The 20,203-nt window shown below is 72.6% G+C and carries 13 protein-coding genes; 6 read left to right on the top strand and 7 right to left on the bottom strand.

The window, feature by feature from the left end; genetic code table 11:
* Window positions 1-132: 132 nt before the first annotated feature.
* Window positions 133-1,164, top strand: coding sequence for a LacI family DNA-binding transcriptional regulator (locus ACGGZK_RS17680; RefSeq protein ID WP_395243930.1), 1,032 nt, complete (start codon window positions 133-135; stop codon window positions 1,162-1,164).
* A gap of 46 nt (window positions 1,165-1,210) precedes the next feature.
* Here the strand turns inward: ACGGZK_RS17680 and ACGGZK_RS17675 are convergent, their stop codons facing one another.
* The 6 genes from ACGGZK_RS17675 to ACGGZK_RS17650 all read right to left on the bottom strand — a co-directional run bounded on the left by ACGGZK_RS17675 (window position 1,211) and on the right by ACGGZK_RS17650 (window position 11,287).
* Window positions 1,211-1,849, bottom strand: coding sequence for an Imm5 family immunity protein (locus ACGGZK_RS17675; RefSeq protein WP_395243929.1), 639 nt, complete (start codon window positions 1,847-1,849; stop codon window positions 1,211-1,213).
* Between the two features lie 169 nt (window positions 1,850-2,018).
* Window positions 2,019-5,486 carry an endo-1,4-beta-xylanase gene (locus tag ACGGZK_RS17670; protein ID WP_395243928.1) on the bottom strand — a complete coding sequence of 1,156 codons (3,468 nt, stop codon included), beginning with the start codon at window positions 5,484-5,486 and terminating at the stop codon, window positions 2,019-2,021.
* A gap of 198 nt (window positions 5,487-5,684) precedes the next feature.
* Window positions 5,685-8,090, bottom strand: coding sequence for a beta-glucosidase (locus tag ACGGZK_RS17665; protein WP_395243927.1), 2,406 nt, complete (start codon window positions 8,088-8,090; stop codon window positions 5,685-5,687).
* The gene (locus ACGGZK_RS17660; protein WP_395243926.1) at window positions 8,087-8,983 is read right to left on the bottom strand and encodes a carbohydrate ABC transporter permease; all 897 of its coding nucleotides are present in this window, start codon (window positions 8,981-8,983) and stop codon (window positions 8,087-8,089) included. Before ACGGZK_RS17660 ends, ACGGZK_RS17665 begins: the two co-directional genes overlap by 4 nt.
* A 1-nt stretch (window position 8,984) precedes the next feature.
* On the bottom strand, window positions 8,985-10,001 hold the full coding sequence (locus tag ACGGZK_RS17655; protein WP_395243925.1) for a carbohydrate ABC transporter permease: 1,017 nt from the start codon (window positions 9,999-10,001) through the stop codon (window positions 8,985-8,987).
* Window positions 9,998-11,287: an ABC transporter substrate-binding protein gene (locus ACGGZK_RS17650; protein WP_395243924.1), complete on the bottom strand. Its 1,290-nt coding sequence runs from the start codon at window positions 11,285-11,287 to the stop codon at window positions 9,998-10,000. Before ACGGZK_RS17650 ends, ACGGZK_RS17655 begins: the two co-directional genes overlap by 4 nt.
* 122 nt (window positions 11,288-11,409) lie before the next feature.
* Here ACGGZK_RS17650 and ACGGZK_RS17645 point away from each other — a divergent pair, with 122 nt between their 5' ends.
* From ACGGZK_RS17645 to ACGGZK_RS17625, 5 genes are all read left to right on the top strand, one after another.
* Window positions 11,410-12,603 carry an ROK family protein gene (locus ACGGZK_RS17645; RefSeq protein WP_395243923.1) on the top strand — a complete coding sequence of 398 codons (1,194 nt, stop codon included), beginning with the start codon at window positions 11,410-11,412 and terminating at the stop codon, window positions 12,601-12,603.
* A gap of 205 nt (window positions 12,604-12,808) precedes the next feature.
* Entirely contained in the window at window positions 12,809-14,080 is a 1,272-nt protein-coding gene (locus ACGGZK_RS17640) for a multidrug effflux MFS transporter (protein ID WP_395243922.1), read from the top strand.
* A 552-nt stretch (window positions 14,081-14,632) separates the two neighbouring features.
* Entirely contained in the window at window positions 14,633-16,879 is a 2,247-nt protein-coding gene (locus ACGGZK_RS17635) for a right-handed parallel beta-helix repeat-containing protein (RefSeq protein ID WP_395243921.1), read from the top strand.
* 163 nt (window positions 16,880-17,042) lie between these two features.
* The gene (locus ACGGZK_RS17630; RefSeq protein WP_395243920.1) at window positions 17,043-17,918 is read left to right on the top strand and encodes a phosphatase PAP2 family protein; all 876 of its coding nucleotides are present in this window, start codon (window positions 17,043-17,045) and stop codon (window positions 17,916-17,918) included.
* Window positions 17,919-17,983: 65 nt separating this feature from the next.
* A complete protein-coding gene (locus ACGGZK_RS17625) occupies window positions 17,984-19,012 on the top strand; it encodes a LacI family DNA-binding transcriptional regulator (RefSeq protein WP_395243919.1) in 1,029 nt (342 codons plus the stop codon).
* Window positions 19,013-19,162: 150 nt separating this feature from the next.
* Here ACGGZK_RS17625 and ACGGZK_RS17620 read toward each other — a convergent pair whose 3' ends face one another.
* Window positions 19,163-20,167, bottom strand: a complete 1,005-nt coding sequence (locus ACGGZK_RS17620) for a LacI family DNA-binding transcriptional regulator (RefSeq protein ID WP_395243918.1) — start codon at window positions 20,165-20,167, stop codon at window positions 19,163-19,165.
* Between the last annotated feature and the right edge of the window lie 36 nt (window positions 20,168-20,203).

Here is a 20,203-nt window from a genome sequence, read left to right as displayed (position 1 = left end):
CTCCAGACGGAACGTGGAACGGGATCGGATCGCCGACCAGTATGCCGTCGAAGCGCTTCGAATGGTAGCCCGGGAGCAGACGCGGCGATGGCGCGGTATCGAACCGCAAGTTTCGTCGCTAGGATTCGAAACATGTCATCGGATGTCTCCGCCGAGCGCGTCACGCTTGCCGAGGTCGCGGAGGAGGCCGGAGTCTCGCTCTCGACCATCTCGAAGGTGTTGAACGGGCGCACCGACGTCGCGCCCGCGACGCGGGCACGCGTCGAGGCCCTCCTCCACGAACGCGGGTACACCCGTCGCGGCACCGGCCGGAGCGAAGGGCACGCCGAACTCATCGAGCTCGTCTTCCACGAGCTCGACGAGATCTGGTCGATGGAGCTCATCGGCGGCGTCGAGTCCGTCGCGAAGGAGCACGGCCTGAGCGTCGTCCTCACCGTGTCGGGCAGCCGTCACGCCCCGGACCCCGACTGGATCGACGGAGTCATCCGACGGCGGCCCGTCGGCGTGGTGCTCGTGTTCAGCGAACTCGCCCCGGAGTATCGCGAGCAGCTCCGCACCCGGAGCATCCCCTTCGTCATCGTCGACCCGGCCGGCGACCCGTCGCCGGATGTGCCGAGCGTCGGCTCAGCGAACTGGTCGGGCGGGCTGGCCGCGACGCGGCACCTCATCGAACTCGGCCACCGTCGCATCGCGACCATCACCGGCCCCGAGGACATGATGTGCTCGCTGGCCCGCGTCGACGGCTACCGCTCGGCGATGAACTCGGCCGGGTTGCCGATCGATCCGTCGTGGATCCGATTCGGCGACTTCCACGTGACGGGCGGGCGCAACCACGCCACCGAGCTGCTCAGCGGGCCCGTCGGCGAGCGGCCGACGGCGATCTTCGCGGGAAGCGACCTGCAGGCCCTCGGCGTCATGGACGCCGCGCGCGCCGCCGGGCTGTCGGTGCCCGGCGACCTCTCGATCGTCGGCTACGACGACGTGCCGATCAGCCGATGGGTGAATCCGCCGCTCACGACCGTGCACCAGCCGCTGCGCCGGATGGGCGAGGAAGCGGTGCGGTTGGCCCTCCGGCTCGCCGGCGGCGCGCACGGGGCCACGCCGCGGATGGACCTCGCGACGAGCCTCGTCGTGCGTGAGTCGACGGCCGCGCCGAGGCCCTGACGCCGGGGCCGAACCCGGCGGCGATGCCTCGGCCCGCGCCGCGGGCCTACGAGGCTTCGCCGATGAGGGGCGTGTGCGGGTCCCAGGCGTGGGGGACCGCGACCGCGAGGTACCACTCCCAGAACCGTCGTCGCTCCACGGCGTCGCCGATGCCGTCCCACACGGCACCGCCGGTCGCGGCCAGCGACGTGAAGAAGCACGCCTCCCAGTCCGTCGGGTCCGACTCGAGTTCGGGGGTGCCGAGTTCATCGGGTTCGGGGTCGTAGAGCAGCGTCGACGCGGCGGCGACGCCCGCACGCAGCGCGTACGCCGTCCGAGGGTCGACCGACCCGGACAGCAGCAGGTCGTCCGTGCGCGCAGCGGCGCTGTCGTGCAACGTCTCGAGCGTGTCGGCGTCGAGGTCGCCGCGCATCGCAGCGGCGATGGCCGACAGCAGCGCCTCGGACTCGGCTCGGAGCTCCGCGCTCCCGTTCACGTGGACCAGGCTCGCCTGCGCGCACGTGAGCGCGAGCTTGGCGCGAACGTAGCGTGCCGCATTCGGGTGGATGCGTCGAGCGGCATCGTCGATCGTGCGGTGCATCCGCCCGCGTTCCGGCGCGGGCAACTCGCCGTCGTCGTCGATCGCCGCGGCGGCGCGGGCGAGTTCGGCGGTCAGCGCCGGTGGCATCCGCTCGGATGTCGTCATGGGGTCCTCTCGCGATGCCGGACGGCGTCGATCCAACCTATCGGCGGTGCGGAAGACGGACGACGCGCCTCGGGTCGCGCGGAGGAGCCCGCCGGCCGGCCATGGGCCGGCCGACGGGCTCCCGAGGATCACCGCGGCCGCGTCACGGCGGCCGCGTCACCGCAGCAGGTCAGCGGAACAGCCCGGTGATCCACTCGACGAGGGCGCGGACGATGTCGACGATCGCCGTGACCACCGGCGTCGCCGGCTTCTTCGGCGACACGTCGACCGCGTCGCTCGTCGCGGACACCGGGTCGAAGCCCGGCGCCGTCGCCGTGACCGTCACCGTCAGGCGGTGCCCGACGTCGGCGGGCTTCACCTTGTACGAGGCATCCGTCGCCTTCTTCACCGGCTCGCCGTCGACGGCCCACTGGTACGTGAACCGGGCGCCCTCGACCGACCACTCGCCGGCGTCGGCGCGGACCGTCGCACCCTTCACCGCATCGCCCACGATGCGCGGCGCGACGAAGTTCTCGAGTACCGGCTCGGGCTCGGCGGCCGACGGGACGAGGCGTCCGACCCCCCAGTGCGCGGTCGACTGGTAGCCGGCGCCGGTCGGGTCGGCCCAGTTGCGGATCGCCGTGCGCTGCCCGTTCGACGCGTCGTTCACCTGGAAGTCGAGCCCGTGGAACGTGCCCTCGCCGCCGTACTCGAGCAGGCTGATCGCCGCCTCGACGACGTAGCCGCCGTCGACGGTCGCGGTGGCCGACTGCACGCGGGCCCGCTGGAACGCCTCGTCGCCCGTGCCGAACGACACCGCGTTCGCCGCGCTGATGCGGATCTGCGTGTCGTCGTACCGGTAGGAGCCGTTCTTCGCGTTGCCCGGGTCGACGTACACCTCGATCGAGTCCTGGATCCACGGGTCGCTGCCGCTCACGTCGACGACCGGGTCGGCGACCTCGGCGAGCACGTAGAGCGTCTGGTCCTTCCAGAGCGTGCGCACGGTCGCCTCGGCGCCGTCCGCCCCGTTCACGGCCTTCGACGTGACGACCGCGTTGCCGCCCGCCCAGGCGTCGTCGATCGCGCCGTCGATGGCCGGGGCATCCGCCGTCGCGACGACCTCGACGAACGAGAGCGGCTCGACGAGGGTGACCGTGCCGACCGCGCCGGGCGTGTTCCAGCCGGACGCGCTGCCCGTCGCGGCATCCGCGACCCGCACGTCGACGCCGAGCGCGTCGCCCTCGGCGGCGCCGTCGAGCGGCAGGTGCGCGACGACGTCCCAGCCGCCGGCGCGCTCCGCGACGACCGCCGGCGCGTCGCCCGATCCGTCGCGGGCGACCGCGAACGTCGCGCCGTCGACCTCGAACTCGACGCGGTCGGATGCCTCGGCCGAGGCGTCCTCGACCGAGACGTACGCCGTCAGGTGGTCGGGCGCCCAGCGCAGCTGGAACGCCGCCCGGTCGTCGATCGCGTGGAGCGGCAGCCGCGCCCACTCGGGCGATGCCGTCGCCTGCGCGTCGAGGGCGACGTCGCCCGCGAACACGTCGGCCGTGCGGAGCCGGGCCGGCAGGTCGCCGTCGACGGCGCCGACGTACGCCGGCTTCGCCTTCAGCGTGTCGGCGAACAGCAGCGGCGCACCCGAGTCGACCCGCCAGCTCCGGCCGTCGGTGAGGCCCCACACCGTGACCGAGAACAGGTCGTCGGCGTGCTCGCGGAACACCCGGAACGCGTCGCGGGTGTAGTAGCCCTGCTCGACGAGCTTCGCCTGCGTGACCGGCGTGCCGGTGGTCACGTCGAGCTCGGTGACGGCCTGCGTGACCGGCAGGTCGGCGAACCGCTCGATCGCGCCCTCGAGCGCCGAGACCGGCATCGCGAGGCTCACGTGGAACTGGTGGCCGACGCCGTCGACCGGCACCCCGCGGGCGAGGAGCCGCTCGACGAGGGCGCGGTAGCGGCCCTGCTTGCCGTCCTGCTCGGTGTTGTAGTCGTTGATGAAGAGGGTCACCGGGCGGTCGGCGCCGGCCGCGGCGAACTCGCCGTTGAACGCCTCGTCGGCGTAGCGGAACGCGAGGTCGATGAACTCCTCGCCGAGCACCCGGTACCACTCGCTCCGGCGCAGGCCGTCGGCGTACTCGCCGCCGTCGGAGACGACCTCGTTGACCACGTCGATCGCGGCGAGCGGGTTCGTGTCGCTGCCGAACGGGCCGTAGCGGCCGGCGAGGTACCCGGCGACGTCGAAGACGTGCTGGCGGAGCCGGTCGCGGAGCACGGCCCGGCCGGCGTCGTCGGCCGCGAGCGGCGCGCCCGAGGCATCCTGGAAGAACCATGCGGGCGTCTGGCTGTGCCAGACCAGCACGTGCCCGTACACGCGCAGGTCGTTCGCGGCGGCGAAGTCCATGAGCGCGTCCGACTCCGCGTTCGACGCGACGAACGCGCCGTCGGCGTCGTACCAGGCCTCGGGCTTCATGAAGTTCTCGGGCGTCACCTGGTCGAAGTGGCGCAGCAGCAGTTCGGATGCCGCGCCCTGCGTCTCCCGGCTGTCGATCGCGACGCCGACGGGGAAGTCGACGGTGTCCTTGATGCCGGTGAGGTCCTCGACCACGGGCGGCGCGGGGATCTGGAGCACGACGTCGTCGACGTACAGGTCGCTCGTGTTCCCGGTGGCGCCGTTGTCCCAGCGGGTCTCGAAGTAGAGCAGCGAGGCGTCGGCGGCGGAGCCCTGGAAGGTCGCCGTGACCTTCGTCCAGCCGTCGTTCCCGACGCCGTCGAACTGGGCGAGGGTCGCGTACGTCGTCGACCCGCCGCTCGTGTTCGCCCGGCTCAGCCACACGTCGTCGACCGGTTGGCCGTCGCCGAAGCGGAGCCACGCGGTGAGCTCGTAGGTGACGGCGGGGTCGGTGAGGCCGGTGAGGTCGTGGCCGATGCCGTCGCCCTGGCCGGCGCGGGCCGTGACGACGGCCGACTGCGCGCCGCCGTGCGCCTGCGCGCCGGTGAGGTCGACCGACGCGGTGCTCGACGCGCCGCCGCTGCGGAGCGTCCAGCCGTCGAGGCCCGACTCGAAGTCGCTCGAGAGCACGACCTCGCCCTCGCCGGGCGTCGAGCCGCCGCCCTCCGTGGTGATGCGCACGTCGTCGACGAGGTAGCCGTAGGGCACGTCGGGGGTGAGGGCGCCGGTGCCCAGGTACGCCTGGAGCGTGGCGGGGTCGCCGTCGGCGGGCATCGTGAAGGAGCCCTCGACATCGGTCCAGGCATCCGCCGTCATCGTCGTGTTCCCGACCCAGCTGTAGGCGGGCTTCACGACGAAGCGCACTCCGGCGGAGCCGGGCGTGCCCTCGGCGAGCCGGGCCCGCACGTGGAAGTCGTACGTCGTGCCCGGCCGGAAGATGCCGGTCGGGCTCTGGATGCCGACGTAGTCGGCGGCGCGGTCGTTCACGCGGAGGACCTTGCCGCCGTCGGGTCCGTCGACCACCGACAGGGTGCCGGCGCCGCCGCCCGACTGGGTCCAGGCGCCGGTGGTGCCGTCCTCGAAGTCGGCGGCGGTGACCGTGACCGGGTCGGCGGCGGCCGGGGCCGCGGCGAGGCCGGTGGCGGCGACCGCCGCCGTGAGGGCGACCGCGAGGGCCGACCCGAGTGCCGTTCGTATCCTGCGTCGTTGCATGATGCTGCGCTCCTTCGCGCGTCCGGGGCCGGCGCAGTGGAGGGGCGCCGGCGCGTGGGTGGTGCGGGTGGTGCGGGGGCGGTGCGTCGCTCTGGGGAGGAGCGGGGTGTGCGGGGGCGGTGCGTCGCTCTGGGAGGAGCGGGTGGTGCGGGTGGTGCGGAGGGGGCCCCGCCGGATCGCTCCGACGGGGCCCCGGGATTACGCGACCGGGGTGACGGCGACGTCCGGGTGGAGCCGCCGGGTGTGGTCGACCGAACGCACCGGCCCGGTCAGCACGACCGGGTGGGTGAACGCGAGGTCGCCGCTGGAGCGGCCGGCGCCGAGCACGACCTCGCCCGGCTCGACGATGCGCACGCCGTCGCGGCCGGTGAACGAGGCCAGGTCGGCCGGCACGACGAACCGCACGTCGGCCGCCTCGCCCGCCGCGAGCTCGAGTCGGGCGAACCCGATGAGCCGCTGCACGGGGCGCACGACGCTCGCGACCGGGTCGTGCAGGTACAGCTGCACCACCTCGACGCCGGCGCGCTCGCCGGTGTTGCGCACGCGCAGCCGCACGGTCGCGGTGCCGTCGGTGCCGATCGTCGCCTCGTCGCCCGACCAGTCGCTCCACTCGAACGACGTGTACGTCAGACCGTGGCCGAACGGGTAGCGGGCCGTCGGGTCGATGCTCGAGACGCCGTTCGCGCGCGCCAGCGGCGAGGCGAGGTACGTCGACGGGTGGACCCCGGCCGAGGCCGGCACCGACACGGGCAGGCGACCCGACGGGGCGACCCGCCCGCTCAGGATGCCCGCGAGCGCCCGCGTGCCCTCCTCGCCGGCGAAGAACGCCGCGAGGATCGCCGCCGAGCGGTCGGGTGCGGTGCCGAGCGTGTACGGCCGCCCCGCGAGGAGGGTCACCACCGTCGGCGTGCCGGCGTCGAGCACGGCCTCGAGCAGCGCGGCCTGCGCGCCCGGCAGGGCGAGCGACTCGGCGTCGCAGCCCTCGCCGCTCGTGCCGCGGCCGAACAGCCCGGCCCGGTCGCCGAGCGCGAGCACCACGACGTCGGCGGCGGATGCCTCGGCGATCGCCGCGGCGAACCCCGACGTGTCGCCGTCGTCGATGCCCGTGCCGGGCACGTGCACGACCTCGGCGCCGGGGAACTCGGCCCGCACCGACTCCAGCAGGGTCGGCAGCGCGATGCCGTCGCCCGACTCGGGGTGGTGCACGCCGACGTGCGTCGGGAAGGCGTAGCAGCCGAGCACCGCGAACCGGTCGGCGGCCGTCGGGCCGATGACCGCGATCCGGGCCGGCGCGACGGCTGCCGCACCGCCGGATACGTCTCCCGCCCCGCCGCCGAACGGCAGGGTGCCGTCGTTGCGGAGCAGCACGATCGCGCGCTCGGCGATCTCGGCCGCGAGCGCCCGGTTCGCGGGCGGGTCGAGGTCGACGAGGCCGCGCACGGCCTCCGTGTCGTCGGCCGAGTCGCCCAGGCCCGCGAGCGCCGGCGGCGTGGCATCCCAGCCGGCGTCGAGCAGGCCGAGCTCGGCCTTCTGCGCGAGCACGCGGCGCAGCGCGCGATCGAGCACCGCCTCGTCGAGCCGGCCGTCGGCGACGGCAGCGACGAGCGGGGCGCCGAAGGCGTGCACCGTCGGCAGCTCCACGTCGATGCCCGCCTCCAGCGCGGCCGCCGCGGCGTCGCCGAGCGAGCCGGCCGTGCCGTGCAGCGTGTGCAGGAAGGCCACCGAGAAGTAGTCGGCGACCACCGTGCCGGTGAAGCCCCACACGTCGCGGAGGAGGTCGGTGAGCAGCGCCGCGTCGGCGGCCGTCGGCACGCCGTCGAGGTCGGTGTACGCGTTCATGACCGACCGCGGCCGACCCTCGCGGAGCACCATCTCGAACGGCGGCAGCAGCACGTCGGCGAGCTCCTTCGGCCCGACCGACACGGGGGCCAGGTTGCGGCCCGCCTTCGACGCCGAGTAGCCCACGAAGTGCTTGAGCGTCGCCACGACGCCGGCCGACTCGAGGCCGCGCACGTACGCCGCGCCGACGGTGCCGACGAGGTACGGGTCCTCGCCCATGGTCTCCTCGACGCGGCCCCAACGGGCATCGCGCACGACGTCGAGCACGGGCGCGAGGCCCTGGTGCACGCCGACCGATCGCAGGTCGTCGCCGATGCGGCGGGACATCCGCTCGATGAGTGCCGGGTCGAAGGTCGCCGCCCACGACAGGGGCACCGGGTAGGCGGTCGCGCCCCAGGCGGCGAAGCCGGCGAGGCACTCCTCGTGCGCGAGCGCGGGGATGCCGAGGCGGCTCTCCGCGACGATGCGCCGCTGGGTGCGGGCGAGCGAGAGCGCGCCGAGGCCCGGGTCGACCGGCGCGGTGCCGAACGGTCGGGTGAGCTGGCCGAGCCCCTTCGGGAGCAGCTCGTCGAGGTCGACGTCGCCGCTCATCTCGTGCTGGTTCGGGGCGACGTCGCCGCCTTCGGCTGAGGCGCCGACCCACACGCCGTGGAGCTGGGCGATCTTCTCCTCGAGGGTGAGCTCGGCGAGCAGCGCCTCGACGCGCTCGGCGACCGGGCGGGCGGCATCGCGCCATGCGGCGTCGGTGAGGGTCACGTCGGTCATCCCTTCACCGCACCCTGGAGGCCGCCGACGATGTACTTCTCGGCGGCGAGGAAGAAGACCAGCGCCGGGATCATCGCGAGCGAGGTGTACGCGAGCACCGCGCCGGTGTCCTGCGAGTACTGCGTCGAGAACTGGGTGACGCCGAGCGGCAGGGGCCAGAGGTCCTGCGGCAGGGTGCCGGTCGAGATCACGAGCAGCGGGAGGAGGTAGCCGTTCCAGCTGCCGACGAAGGCGAGCACGCCGACGGTGACGAGCCCGGGCTTCGCGAGGGGCAGCAGGATGCGCCAGAAGAACCCGATGCGGCTCGTCCCGTCGATCGCGGCGGCCTCCTCGAGCTCGTCGGGGATGGCCCGCAGGAACGGCACCAGGATGATGATCGTCGTCGGCAGCGCGAACGCGATCGACGGGATGATCACGCCGAGGTACGTGCCGTTCAGCCCGATCGTGCGCAGCATCAGGGTCAGCGGCAGCGCGGCGACGGTCAGCGGGAACATGAGGCCCGCGGTGAACAGCGTGTACAGCGCCTGGCGACCCTTGAAGTGGTAGCGGGCGATGACGAACGCGGCCATGATGCCGAGGATCACGACGCCGGCGGTCGTGGCGAACGCGAGGATCATGCTCGCGAGCACGTTGCCCCAGAACCGCTGCGAGCCCAGCACGGTGGCGTAGTTCTGGAACACCCACGGGTCGGGCAGCCCGGCCGGGTTCGCGTTCAGGTCGCCGGTCGTGCGGAAGCCGCCGATGATGACGTACAGCACGGGCCCGATCGCGAGCGCCGAGATGACGAGGGCGATGAGGTAGACGAACGGCTGGCCCCAGTCGAACCGGCGGCCCGCGACGAGGCCGTGGTCGTGGCCCGGGCGGCCGGTGGTGATGGCGGAGGTGAGGGTCATGTCAGCGCACCCCGGTGGTGACGGCGCCGGCGAGGTCGCGGCGGAGGGCGAAGCGCTGGTAGAGCAGCGCGACGACGAGGGAGATGAGGAAGAGGATGACGGCGATGGCGCTGCCGTAGCCCGGCTGGCCGGCGAACTGGCCCTGCTGCACCATGTAGGTCGCCATCGTCTCGGTGGCCATGCTGCGCACGGTCGGCGCGACGGTCACCCAGACCATGTCGAACAGCTGGAGGGCGCCGATCATCGACAGGAACGCCCAGATCCGGATGGTCGGGCCGAGCAGCGGGATCGTGATGTGCCGCTGGATCTGCCACCAGCTCGCCCCGTCGATGGAGGCGGCCTCGGACAGCTCCTCGGGCACGCCCTGGAGGCCGGCGAGCATGAGGATGATCGCGAAGCCCGTGTACTTCCACGTGAGGATGCCGAACAGCGTCCACAGCGCGATGTTCGGGTCGGCGAGCCAGTTCTGCTGCCAGGCGCCGAGCCCGAGGGCCTCGAGCAGGGCGTTCACGCCGCCGTTCGGCTGGAGCAGGAGCTTCCACGCGAGACCGGCGATGACCTCGGCGAGCACGTACGGCACGAAGATGAGGAGGCGGAAGACGCTGCGCCCGCGCATGCGGCGATTGAGCAGCAGCGCCACGCCGATGGCGATCGGGCCCTGGATCAGCAGGGAGGCGATGAGGATCGCGAAGTTGTTGCCGATCGCGTGGATGAACTCGGGCGTGGTGAGCGCCCGCACGTAGTTGTCGAAGCCGATGAAGCGCCCCGACTCGGCGAGGTCGTCCCACCGGAACGCGGGCGGCAGGTTGTAGAAGCTGTAGACCGCCGCGAGCACGACCGGGAGGATCACGAACCCGGCGAACACGAGGAGCGCGGGCCCGGCGAAGAAGGTGATCTCGAGCCGCTTGCGCACGGCGCCGGGGGTCCGGCGCCGCCGGGGCGCCGGGGTGGGGCTGGGAGCGGAGGGGGCCGGGCCCGCGGTGGTCGCGGGCCCGGCCTGCTGGACGGCGGAGGTCACAGGGTGGCCGCCGCGTCTTGCATCTTCTTGACGATGTCCTCCGGGGTGCCGGTGCCGGCGAAGAGGTTCACGATGCCCTCGTTCATGGCGTTGCCGACGGTGGTGCCGAACGCGGTGTCGAGCCAGAGCTGCACGAACGACGCCTTCGAGAGGCCCTCGGCCACGGCCTTGAGGTTCGGGTCCTCGAGGGAGTCCATCGCGGCGGGGACGGTCGGGATGCCCGAGCCGGAGGCGGCGAACTTCTTCTGGACCTCTTCGCTCATGACGTACTCGAGCAGCTCGGCGCACTCCGGCGGCGCCTCGGCGGAGCAGCCGAAGCCGTCGCCGCCGCCGAGCGCGGCGGTCGGGTCGCCGGCGGCGCCCTCGATGCCGGGGAAGGGGAACCAGCCGAGGAACTCGGGGACCTGCTGGTCGGCGGTGAGCCCGCCGATGGTGCCCGCGTTCCAGTGGCCCATGAGCTCCATCGCGGCCTGGCCGTTGGCGACGAGGCCCGCCGAGCTGCCCGCGCCCTGCTGGGCGGGGGTGCCGAGGAAGCCCTCCTGGAACGGCTCGGTCTTGATGAACGCATCGAGCTGCTCGCCGGCCTCGACCCAGCAGTCGTCGCTGAAGTCGTACTCGGTCTCGGCGGCCTGCAGCGTCTCGGGCGAGCAGGAGTGCAGCGCGAACTGGTACCACCAGTGCGCGGCCGGCCACTTGTCGCCCGCGCCGACGGCGATGGGGGCGGCGCCGGTGGAGCGGAGCTGCTCGACCGCGGCGTTCAGGTCGTCGAGGGTGGCGGGGGCCTCGGTGACGCCGGCCTGCTCGAACAGGTCGGTGTTGTACCAGAAGCCCTCGATGCCGAAGGTGAAGGGGATGCCGTACGTCTTGCCGTCGACCTGCCACGGGTTCACGGTCGCGCCGACGCTGCTGATGGTGTCGGGGATCGCGTCGTCGAGCGGCATGAGGTAGCCGTTCTCGACCTGCGTGCGCAGTTCGCCGCCCGGCCAGACCTGGAACAGGTCGGGCGCGTCGCCCGAGGCGAGGGCGTTGGGGATGAGGGTGCGCTGGAGCTCCTCGTTCTGGTAGCCGGTCTGCTCGACCTTGATGCCGGGGTGGGATGCCTCGAAGTCGGTGGCGACCTCCTCCCAGACCGCGGGGAGCGGGCCGGAGGTGGCGTTGTGCCACCAGGTGAGCGTGACGTCGCCGTCGTCGCCGTCGTCGCCCGCCGGGCTGCAGCCGGCGAGGGTCACGGCGGCGAGCACGGCGCCCGCCCCCAGTGCGACGAGCTTGGTGCTGCGTCTGTTCATCATTGAACCTCTCGAAAATTTCGATCTCAACGTCGAAAGTGATCTGGGACGCCTCGAATATACGTCCCGATTGATTTGCGGTCAAGCGCAACAAATGCGGCGCGCGCCCATAGACTCGTGGCGTGTCTGATCGAGCGGGAACTTTCGACGGCGTCCACCGCCGCAACCTCGCCAAGCTCCTCGGCCTGGTCCACCTCGAGGGGCCGATGTCGCGCGCCCGCCTCACCGCCGAGACCGGCCTCAACCGCTCCACCGTCGCGACGCTCGCCTCCGAGCTCGTCGACCTCGGCCTGGTCGAGGAGCGGCCGCCGGACCCGACCAACCGGGTGGGGCGCCCGTCGCCCGTCATCGCCGCCGATCCCGGCGTCGTCGCCATCGCGGTGAACCCCGAGGTCGACGCCGTCACGATCGCCGCCGTCGGGCTCGACGGCCGCATCCCGGTGCGCGAGCGCATCGAGGTCGACCACCTCGTCACCCCCGAGGAGACCGCCGCGCTCGTCTCCGTCGCCATCCGCCGCTGGCTCGGCGGACCGCTCGCCGGCGGCCGGGTCGTAGCGATCGGCCTGGCGGTGCCGGGGCTCGTGCGCGTCTCCGACGGACTCGTGCGCTTCGCGCCCCACCTGCGCTGGCGGGATGCCCCGCTCCGCACCCTCGTCGAGACCGCGACCGGCCTCCCGGTCGTCGTCGGCAACGACGCCACCCTCGGCGTGGTCGCCGAGCACCTGTTCGGCGCCGGCCGCGGCGTCGACGACCTCGTCTACCTGAACGGCGGCGCGAGCGGCATCGGCGGCGGGCTCGTCGTCGGCGGCCGGCCCGTCGGCGGTGCCGGAGGGTACGCGGGGGAGTTCGGGCAGAACCGTCCCGGCATCGCCTCGGCCGACGACCGGCGCGCCGAGGGCGGCGTGCTGGAGGACGAGGTGAGCCGGGCGCGCCTGCTCGAGGTCGCCGGGCTCGACCACGCCGACGAGCCGACGCTTGCGGCCGCGCTCGTCGAGGCGCTGGCCTCGGGCGGCGCTCCCGAGGTCGGGGCGGAGCTCGCGCGGCAGCGACGCATCCTCGCCACCGCGCTCGCGAATGCGATCAACGTGCTGAACCCCTCGCTCGTCGTGCTGGGCGGGTTCCTCGCGACCGTCGCGACCGTCGAGGCCGGCGATGCCACGGCCCTGGAGGACGCCGTGCGGGCGCAGGCGATGCCGGCGGCGGCCGAGGCGGTCGAGGTGCGGGTCGCCGCGCTGGGGGAGGATCGCCTCCTCATCGGCGCGGCCGAGGCCGCGTTCGGTGCGCTGCTCGAGGATCCGCTCGGACCGGGCGACTGAATCGTTTCGATTCCGGCATTCCGACTTGCGTCCGCCGGGGGCGGTGCCGCTAGACTGACCTGAGTCGAATCGATTCGAGGCCGAGGTCCGCGGCCGGCGATTCCCACGGCGACGCCGCGAGCGCCGCCGCCGTCACGGCGCCCGATGCAGTCGCGCCGCATGATGCTCAGCACTTGCACGCCCTCCGTCACGCCCCGGGAACCACATGTCGACCGCCTCCATCCCGATCATCCGACCCGACGACCGCCACCAGCCGACCCACCCCGGCGACCTCCTCTCGAGCCGCCGCCGGCTCGTCTACGTGCTCGTGCTCGGCGCCCTCACCGCGCTCGGCCCGTTCACCGTCGACCTCTACCTGCCCGCGTTCCCCGTGCTGCAGGACGAGTTCGGCATCAGTGCCGCCGCCGTGCAGATCACCCTCACCGGCACGATGATCGGGTTCGGATTCGGCCAGCTCATCGTCGGCCCGTGGAGCGACCGGGTCGGCCGCCGGCTCCCGCTCATCCTCTCGACGAGCCTGCACATCGCGGCCTCGGTCGCCGCCGCGCTCGCGCCCGACATCACCTGGCTCGTCGTCTTCCGCCTCCTCCAGGGCTTCGGCGCGGCCGCGGGCGGCGTCGTCGCGATGGCCATGGTGCGCGACCTCTTCGGCGGCAAGCCGCTCGTGAAGATGCTGTCGCGGCTCGCGCTCGTGAACGGCCTCGCGCCGGTGCTGGCGCCCGTGATCGGGTCGCAGCTGCTCACCGTGATGGACTGGCGCGGCGTGTTCTGGGTGCTCGCGTTCTACGGCCTGTTCGTCGTGCTCGCCGTCACGATGGCGATCAAGGAGACCCTGCCGGCTTCCAACCGCCACGCCTCCGGGCACTCGACCGTCTGGCAGCGGTACGGCTCGCTGTTCCGCGACCGCGTGTACCTCGGCGCGACCATCGTCGGCGGCATGACGTTCACCGGCCTGTTCGGCTACCTGTCGACGTCGTCGTTCCTCTTCCAGGAGGTCTACGCGTTCACGCCGCAGCAGTACGGCCTGCTCTTCGGCGTCAACTCCGTCGGCATCATCATCGGCGTGCAGACCAGCTCGCGCCTCATGCGCGGTCCGGTGCCGCCGCAGTGGATCCTCGCCTGCACCACCGTCGTGCACCTCGCGATGGCCGTGACGATCATGACCCTCGACACCGCCGGCGCCGGGTTCTGGGGCACCGCGATCCCGCTGTTCGTCTACATCACCGCGTGCGGGTTCTCGTTCCCGGCCGTGCAGGTGCTCGCCCTCGCGAACCACGGCGCCGAGGCCGGCACCGCGGCCTCGCTGCTCGGCGCGCTGAACTTCGGCCTCGCGGGCATCATCTCGCCGTTCATCGGCATGCTCGGCGTCGGCAGCGCCGTGCCGATGGCGTTCGTGCAGGTGCTCGCCGCGCTCGTGGCGATCACCGCCCTCTGGGCGCTGGTGCGCCCGCGGACGGTGCCGCCGCTCGCCGACTGACTCCACCTGCGCTCCCGCGTCGCGCCTGACGTCCCGTCTTCTTCCCGTCGCCGCACCGTCGCACCTTCCCTCGTTTCGCGGATGAGGAGGAATTCCCCGGCATCCGGCGTGTCGCGTCGCGACACGCCGCACCTGCCGGAGTTCCTCCTCATCCGCGTTCCGGCGTTGGGCGGCTGGCGGGGGGCGGCTGGCGGGGGTGGATGCCTCGGGCGGATGCCTCGGGTCGGGTGGGTCGGCCGGCCCGCTCTCCCGTTGCCTGCCCTCCGCTTCTCGCGGATGAGACGGTCCGGATCGGCGGTGCGATTGAATCGGTTCATCCATCTCCGCCCTATTCGGAGGAAATGCACCCGGATCAGGGCAAACGCGTCCCTTTATCGCATCATGCCCGCCGCGGCATCACCCTGCATGGATCTCTCAGGAAAAGGTGAGGGGTCGTGCAGAAACGCTGTGAAAGACTGCCGACTCCGTCCTCAGGACGATCCCCATGTAACCCCAGTAGATCGAGGTCCGCGCCGCGCACGGCTGCCACCGTGCGCGCGCTTTGTGAAGAGCATGCAGAATCAGAATTCGTCAGAAGACCAGTCCCAGTCCAGGGCCCACTCCAGGGCCGCCATCACCTCGGCTCGCCGGAACCGCCGGGCGCGCCGTCGCTACGGCCTCGCGGCCGGCACCGTCATCGCCCTCGGCGCGATGATGGGATCCGGCCTGGCCGTGCAGTCGGCGGTCGCCGCCCCGCAGAAGAAGACCACGGCGACCAGCACGGCGGCGACCGCGGCATCCGTCACCTTCACCGGGACGCAGAAGCCCACCATCACCGGAACCCCCGAAGTCGGGAAGCCGCTCACCATCCAGACCGGCTCCGACTGGGCCCCCACGCCGGACGTCGTCTGGTACCAGTGGTACCGCTCGGACTCCGCAACGCCCGGCGGCAGCTGGTCGAAGGTCGTCGAGGGGACGGCGTACAAGTCCTACACCCCGACGGCTGCCGATGCCGGAAAGTACCTCCACGTCGGCGTGATCTACGCCAAGGGCGGGTACACGAACCGGGTCTGGTCCGGCGGCACGCCGGCGAAGGTCGCGGCCGCGACGGTCACGCCCACGCCGACGCCGACCCCCACGCCGACGCCCACGCCGACCCCGACGCCGCCGACGACCGCGCCCAGTAGCGCGGCCGGCGCACCGACCGCGGTCGAGACGCTGAACCCGAACGCCGGCTCGGCGCAGCCGGGAACGACGAACTACCCGATCCCGGCCGGCGCGAAGTTCGTCGACCCGAAGGCGGCGGCGGGCGGCACCGGCACCATCACGAGCCCCTACCAGACGCTGAAGGCCGCCGTCGCGGCCGTCGCGGCCGGCGGCACCGTCGTCATGCGCGGCGGCGAGTACCACGAGGACGTCGCCGTCTACAAGGCGGGGATCACCATCCAGGCCTACCCCGGCGAGGCGGTCTGGATGGACGGAACCGTTCCGGTCACCGGGTGGGTGAAGGACGGCACCGCGTGGCGTCACGACAACTGGAACGTCGCCCTCGACGCCAGCCCCACCTTCACCAAGGGGGCCCCGGACAACACCGCAGGGAACTGGGGCTTCGTGAACGCGAGCTACCCGATGGCGGCGCACCCCGACCAGACGTACGTGAACGGCAGCGAGCTCCGTGAGGTCCAGTCGCGTGCCCAGGTCGTCGCGGGCACCTTCTGGGTGGACGACGCCAACCACGCGCTCGTCGTGGGCACCGACCCGACCGGGCAGACGGTCCGTTCGGGCGACACCTCCCGGGCGCTGGAGATCCGCGCCGACAGCGTCACCGTCCGCGGCATCGGGATCCGCCGGTACTCCACGTCCAACCCCGACATGGGCACCGTCACCCTCGAGTCGACCAAGGCGACCCTCGAGAACGTGCTCATCAGCGAGTCCGCCACCACCGGCCTCTTCCTCGGCAACGCCGGGGTCACCCTCCGGAACGTGACGGTCGAGAACTCCGGGATGCTCGGCATCAACTCGAACAAGGCCGACAACGCGACGGTGGACACCGTGAAGGTCGCGGGGAACAACACCGAGCACTTCAACATGGCCCCGTCCGCCGGCGGCTTCAAGATGAACCGGTCCCGAGGCGTCACGATCACGAACTCGGACTTCACCGACAACGGCGGCACCGGCATCTGGTTCGACGTCTCCTGCTTCCAGGTCGCGATCACCGGGACCCGGGTCCAGGGCAACGGCAACCACGGGATCTTCTTCGAGATCTCGTCGCGCGGCATCTTCTCCGGGAACCTGGTGAAGGACAACGCGGGCCACGGGTTCCTGATCAACGACGGGACCCAGTCGATCCTCACGGGCAACGTCGTCTCGGGCAGCGGTGACGGGAACATCGTGATCCTCCAGGACAACCGCGTGCCCGTGAACGGACACTACGGCGTCGACAGCCGGTTCCCGGCGCCCGACGCCACGATGCCCTGGCTGAACACCCAGATCCAGGTGATCGGGAACACCATGATCGGCACGAACGCGACGCCGCTGCTCTGGTCGCAGGACTACACCGGCGCGCGGAGCTGGGCGGATCAGGGCAACACGGCGAACGGCAACAAGTACGTCCGCACCGGGAGCAGCCCGGCGTCCCCGTTCAAGTTCAACACCGCGAAGAACGGCACCGCCCAGTACAGCAGCCTGACGGCGTTCCGGGCGGCGACCGGGCAGGAAGCGGCGGGAGCCGAGGCGGGCACCGCTCCGGCCGCAGCCAAGCCGGTCGTCACCTGGCCGGACTGGGCGAAGACGACGTTCCCCGCCATCGCGAAGAACTGACCCTTCCCTCCACTCGGCCGCCCTCGCCCGGTGTCGACGTGCCTGCACGGCACGATCGGCCCTGGCGGGGGCGGCCGTCTGCGTCGCGGGGCGGATGCCTCGGGCGCACGGCGCGGCGGGGCGGATGACCCGGGGCGGGGCATCCGCTCAGTAGGGTTGGCGCATGATGGCGCGGGGCGAGGCGGCGCGGGAGCGGCCCGAGGGGGAGCTGGCGCCCCAGGAGCGGCACGAGCGCGTCCTGCGGTTCCGCCGCCGGGTGCCGATCATCGCGGGGCTCGTGTGCCTCCTCTTCGCGTTCGCGATCGGCCTGCTCATCATGGTGCGCAACGCCGGCCTCCCGATGGGCATCGACGAGGAGTGGGCCGAGGAGGTCCTCACGCTGCGCGGCCCGTTCGGCGACGTGGTCGCGGGATTCATGAACTGGCTCGGTGGCGGGCTCATGGGCGTCATCGTGATCCCGCTCGGCACCGCCGCGCTGCTGCTCGTGCTGCGCCGGCCGTGGGCCGCGCTCTACTTCGTGCTGGCCTCGGCGCTGAGCGCCCTGATCGTGCAGCTCCTGAAGGAGTTCTTCGCGCGCGAGCGGCCGCCGGACATGCTGGTCACGTCCGACTTCGGCTCATTCCCGTCAGGGCACGTGGCGAATGCCGCCACCATCGCGGTCGCCCTCGGCGTCATCGTGCCGCGCGCATGGGTGTGGATCGCGGGTGCCGCGTACACCGTGCTGATGGCGATCAGCCGCACGTACCTCGGCGTGCACTGGGTGACCGATACCCTCGGCGGACTGCTGGTGGGCGCAGGGGCCGCGCTCCTCGTCTGGGCGGTGCTCGCGGTTCCGCTCGAGCGCGAGCGCCTGGCGTGGGCGGCCCGGGCGGCCGAGCGGGCCGGCGCGGAGGCGCAGGCGCACGTCACGCCGCCGCGTCGAGCGCGCCGGCGGTCGGTCGACGCGGGGGAGTCGCCCGCTGGCCCGGCCGGGGAGGGCGGTGCACCGGGCGTCGACGCCTCGGATCCACCCCTCGATGGCGGGACTGCCCGAAGCTGAGTACAACGTTGTAGAGTTGGGCGTCCCGACCGAAGTCGGCGGGCATCCACGAGTGGAGGAACGGCATGGCATCGACGCTGCACGACGTCGCGCGCCTGGCCGGCGTCTCGATCAAGACCGTCTCCAACGTCATCAACGACTACCCGCACATCCGGCCCGAGACGCGCGCCCGCGTCGAGCAGGCCATCGCCGAGCTCGGCTACACGCCGAACCTCACGGCGCGGAGCCTGCGCTCCGGGCGCACGGGCGCGATCGCCCTGGCGATCCCCGACCTGGGCCTCAGCTACTTCGCCGAACTCGCCGCCGCGGTGATCGCGGCCGCCGAGGACGCGGGCGTGGTCGTGCTCGTCGAGCAGACCGACGGCGACCGCACCCGCGAGCTCGAGCTGCTGAAGAGCCCGCGCCTGAAGCTCACCGACGGACTCATCTTCAGCCCCCTCGGCATGTCCCAGGACGACGTCGACGAGCTCCGGGTGCCGTATCCGCTCGTCGTGCTCGGCGAGCGCATCTTCGACGGCCCGGCCGACCACGTCACGATGCAGAACGTCGCCGCGGCCCGGGCGGCGACGGAGTACCTGCTCGCGAGCGGTCGACGGCGCATCGCGATCGTCGGCGCCCACGAGGGCGAGGTCATCGGCTCGGCCGGCCTCCGCCTGCAGGGCTACCGGGAGGCGCTCGACGCGGCCGGCATCCCGTTCGACCCGTCGATCATCGGCCACACCACGCTCTGGCATCGCGCCAACGGCGCCCGCACCATGCGCGAGCTGCTCGCGAGCGGTGCCGAGTTCGACGCGGTGTTCGGCCTGAATGACACCCTGGCGCTCGGCGCGATGCGGGTGCTGCAGGAGTCCGGCCGCCGCGTGCCCGACGACGTGGCGGTGATCGGCTTCGACGACCTGGACGAGGCGCAGTACTCGATCCCGAGCCTCACCACGGTGCATCCGGGCCAGGACTGGATCGCCCGCACCGCCGTCGCGACGCTCCTCGAGCGCATCGCGGGCCGCGCCGACACGGTCGCGCCCAGGCTCCTGCTCTCCGACTTCCGTATCGAGGAGCGCGAGTCGGCTCCCGCCCACGCCCCCGTCGCCGGCTGACGCCCGGCTGACGCCCGGCTGACGCCCGGCTGACCCGCGGCTGACCCGCGAGGTCGCCCGAATCGTCGCTCTCGCGGCCCGAAAGCGACCATTCCCGCGACCTCGTGTGGCGATGTCGCCCGAACGGCGCTGGGGGAGCCGGTGCCCGGCTCAGCGCCCCGTCGACTCCCGCACGACGAGCCCGAAGTCGACGAGCACCCGGCGCGGCGCCGGTCGCTCGTTCGAGCGCACCTGCTCGGCGAGCGCGGCGACCGCCGTCTCGGCGATCCGCCGGCCGCCGAGGTCGACGGTGCTGAGGCTCGGGATCGAGTAGGCCGATTCCGCGATGTTGTCGATGCCGATGACCGCGATGTCGCTCGGCACGTGCAGGCCCGCGTCGTCGAGCGCGCGCATGGCGCCGAGCGCGAGGCTGTCGTTGAACGCGAAGACGGCGTCGAACCGGGCGCCGCGCCCGAGCAGCTCCCGCATCGCGGCGGCGCCGTTGACCTGGGTCCACGGGTCGGCCTCGGCGACGAGGTTGCGCTCCACGGCGATCCCGGCCCGCTCGAGCACGGCGCGGTACCCCTCGAACCGGAGCGCGGCCGAGCCCCTGGTGTCGGCGCTGCGGGCGCCGATGGCGGCGATGCGACGCCGCCCGGTGAGGAGCAGGTGCTCGGTGGCGAGTTCGGCGGCGGCCCGCTGGTCGGTGCTGACGTGCACGGCGGCGCCGCCCACGGGGTGGTCCCCGAGTACGACGGTGGGCACCGAGAGCTCCACGCCCTCGAGCTCCTCGGCGCCGTGGTCCATGGGGTTCAGGATGAGCCCGTCGATGTGCTGGAGCCTGGGGCTGTCGAGGAGGGCGCGCTCCCGTTCGGCGCTGCCGGTCCGCTCGATCTGCACGACGAGGCCGTGCTCCTCGGCTGCGGCGATCGTCGCCTCGGCGAGTTCCGCGAAGTACGCGACGGTCAGGCTCGGCACGGCGAGGCCGATCACGCCGCTCCGGCCGGAGCGGAGGTTCCGCGCGGCGAGGTTGAGCTTGTAGTCGAGGGCGTCGATCGCGGCCTCGACCTTGACCCGTGTCTCCTCCGAGACGTACGGCCGCGCGTTGATGACGTTCGAGACCGTCTTCGTCGACACGCCGGCGAGGCGAGCGACGTCCTGCATCGTGGCGGTCATCCGCCCTCCCTTCGGCCGTCTCATCGTACATCGATG

The sequence above is a fragment of the Agromyces sp. MMS24-K17 genome, from assembly GCF_043950245.1.
Classification (GTDB): domain Bacteria; phylum Actinomycetota; class Actinomycetes; order Actinomycetales; family Microbacteriaceae; genus Agromyces.
Note: the sequence above shows the minus strand (reverse complement) of the source record. Positions and strands in the feature narration are given on the sequence as shown.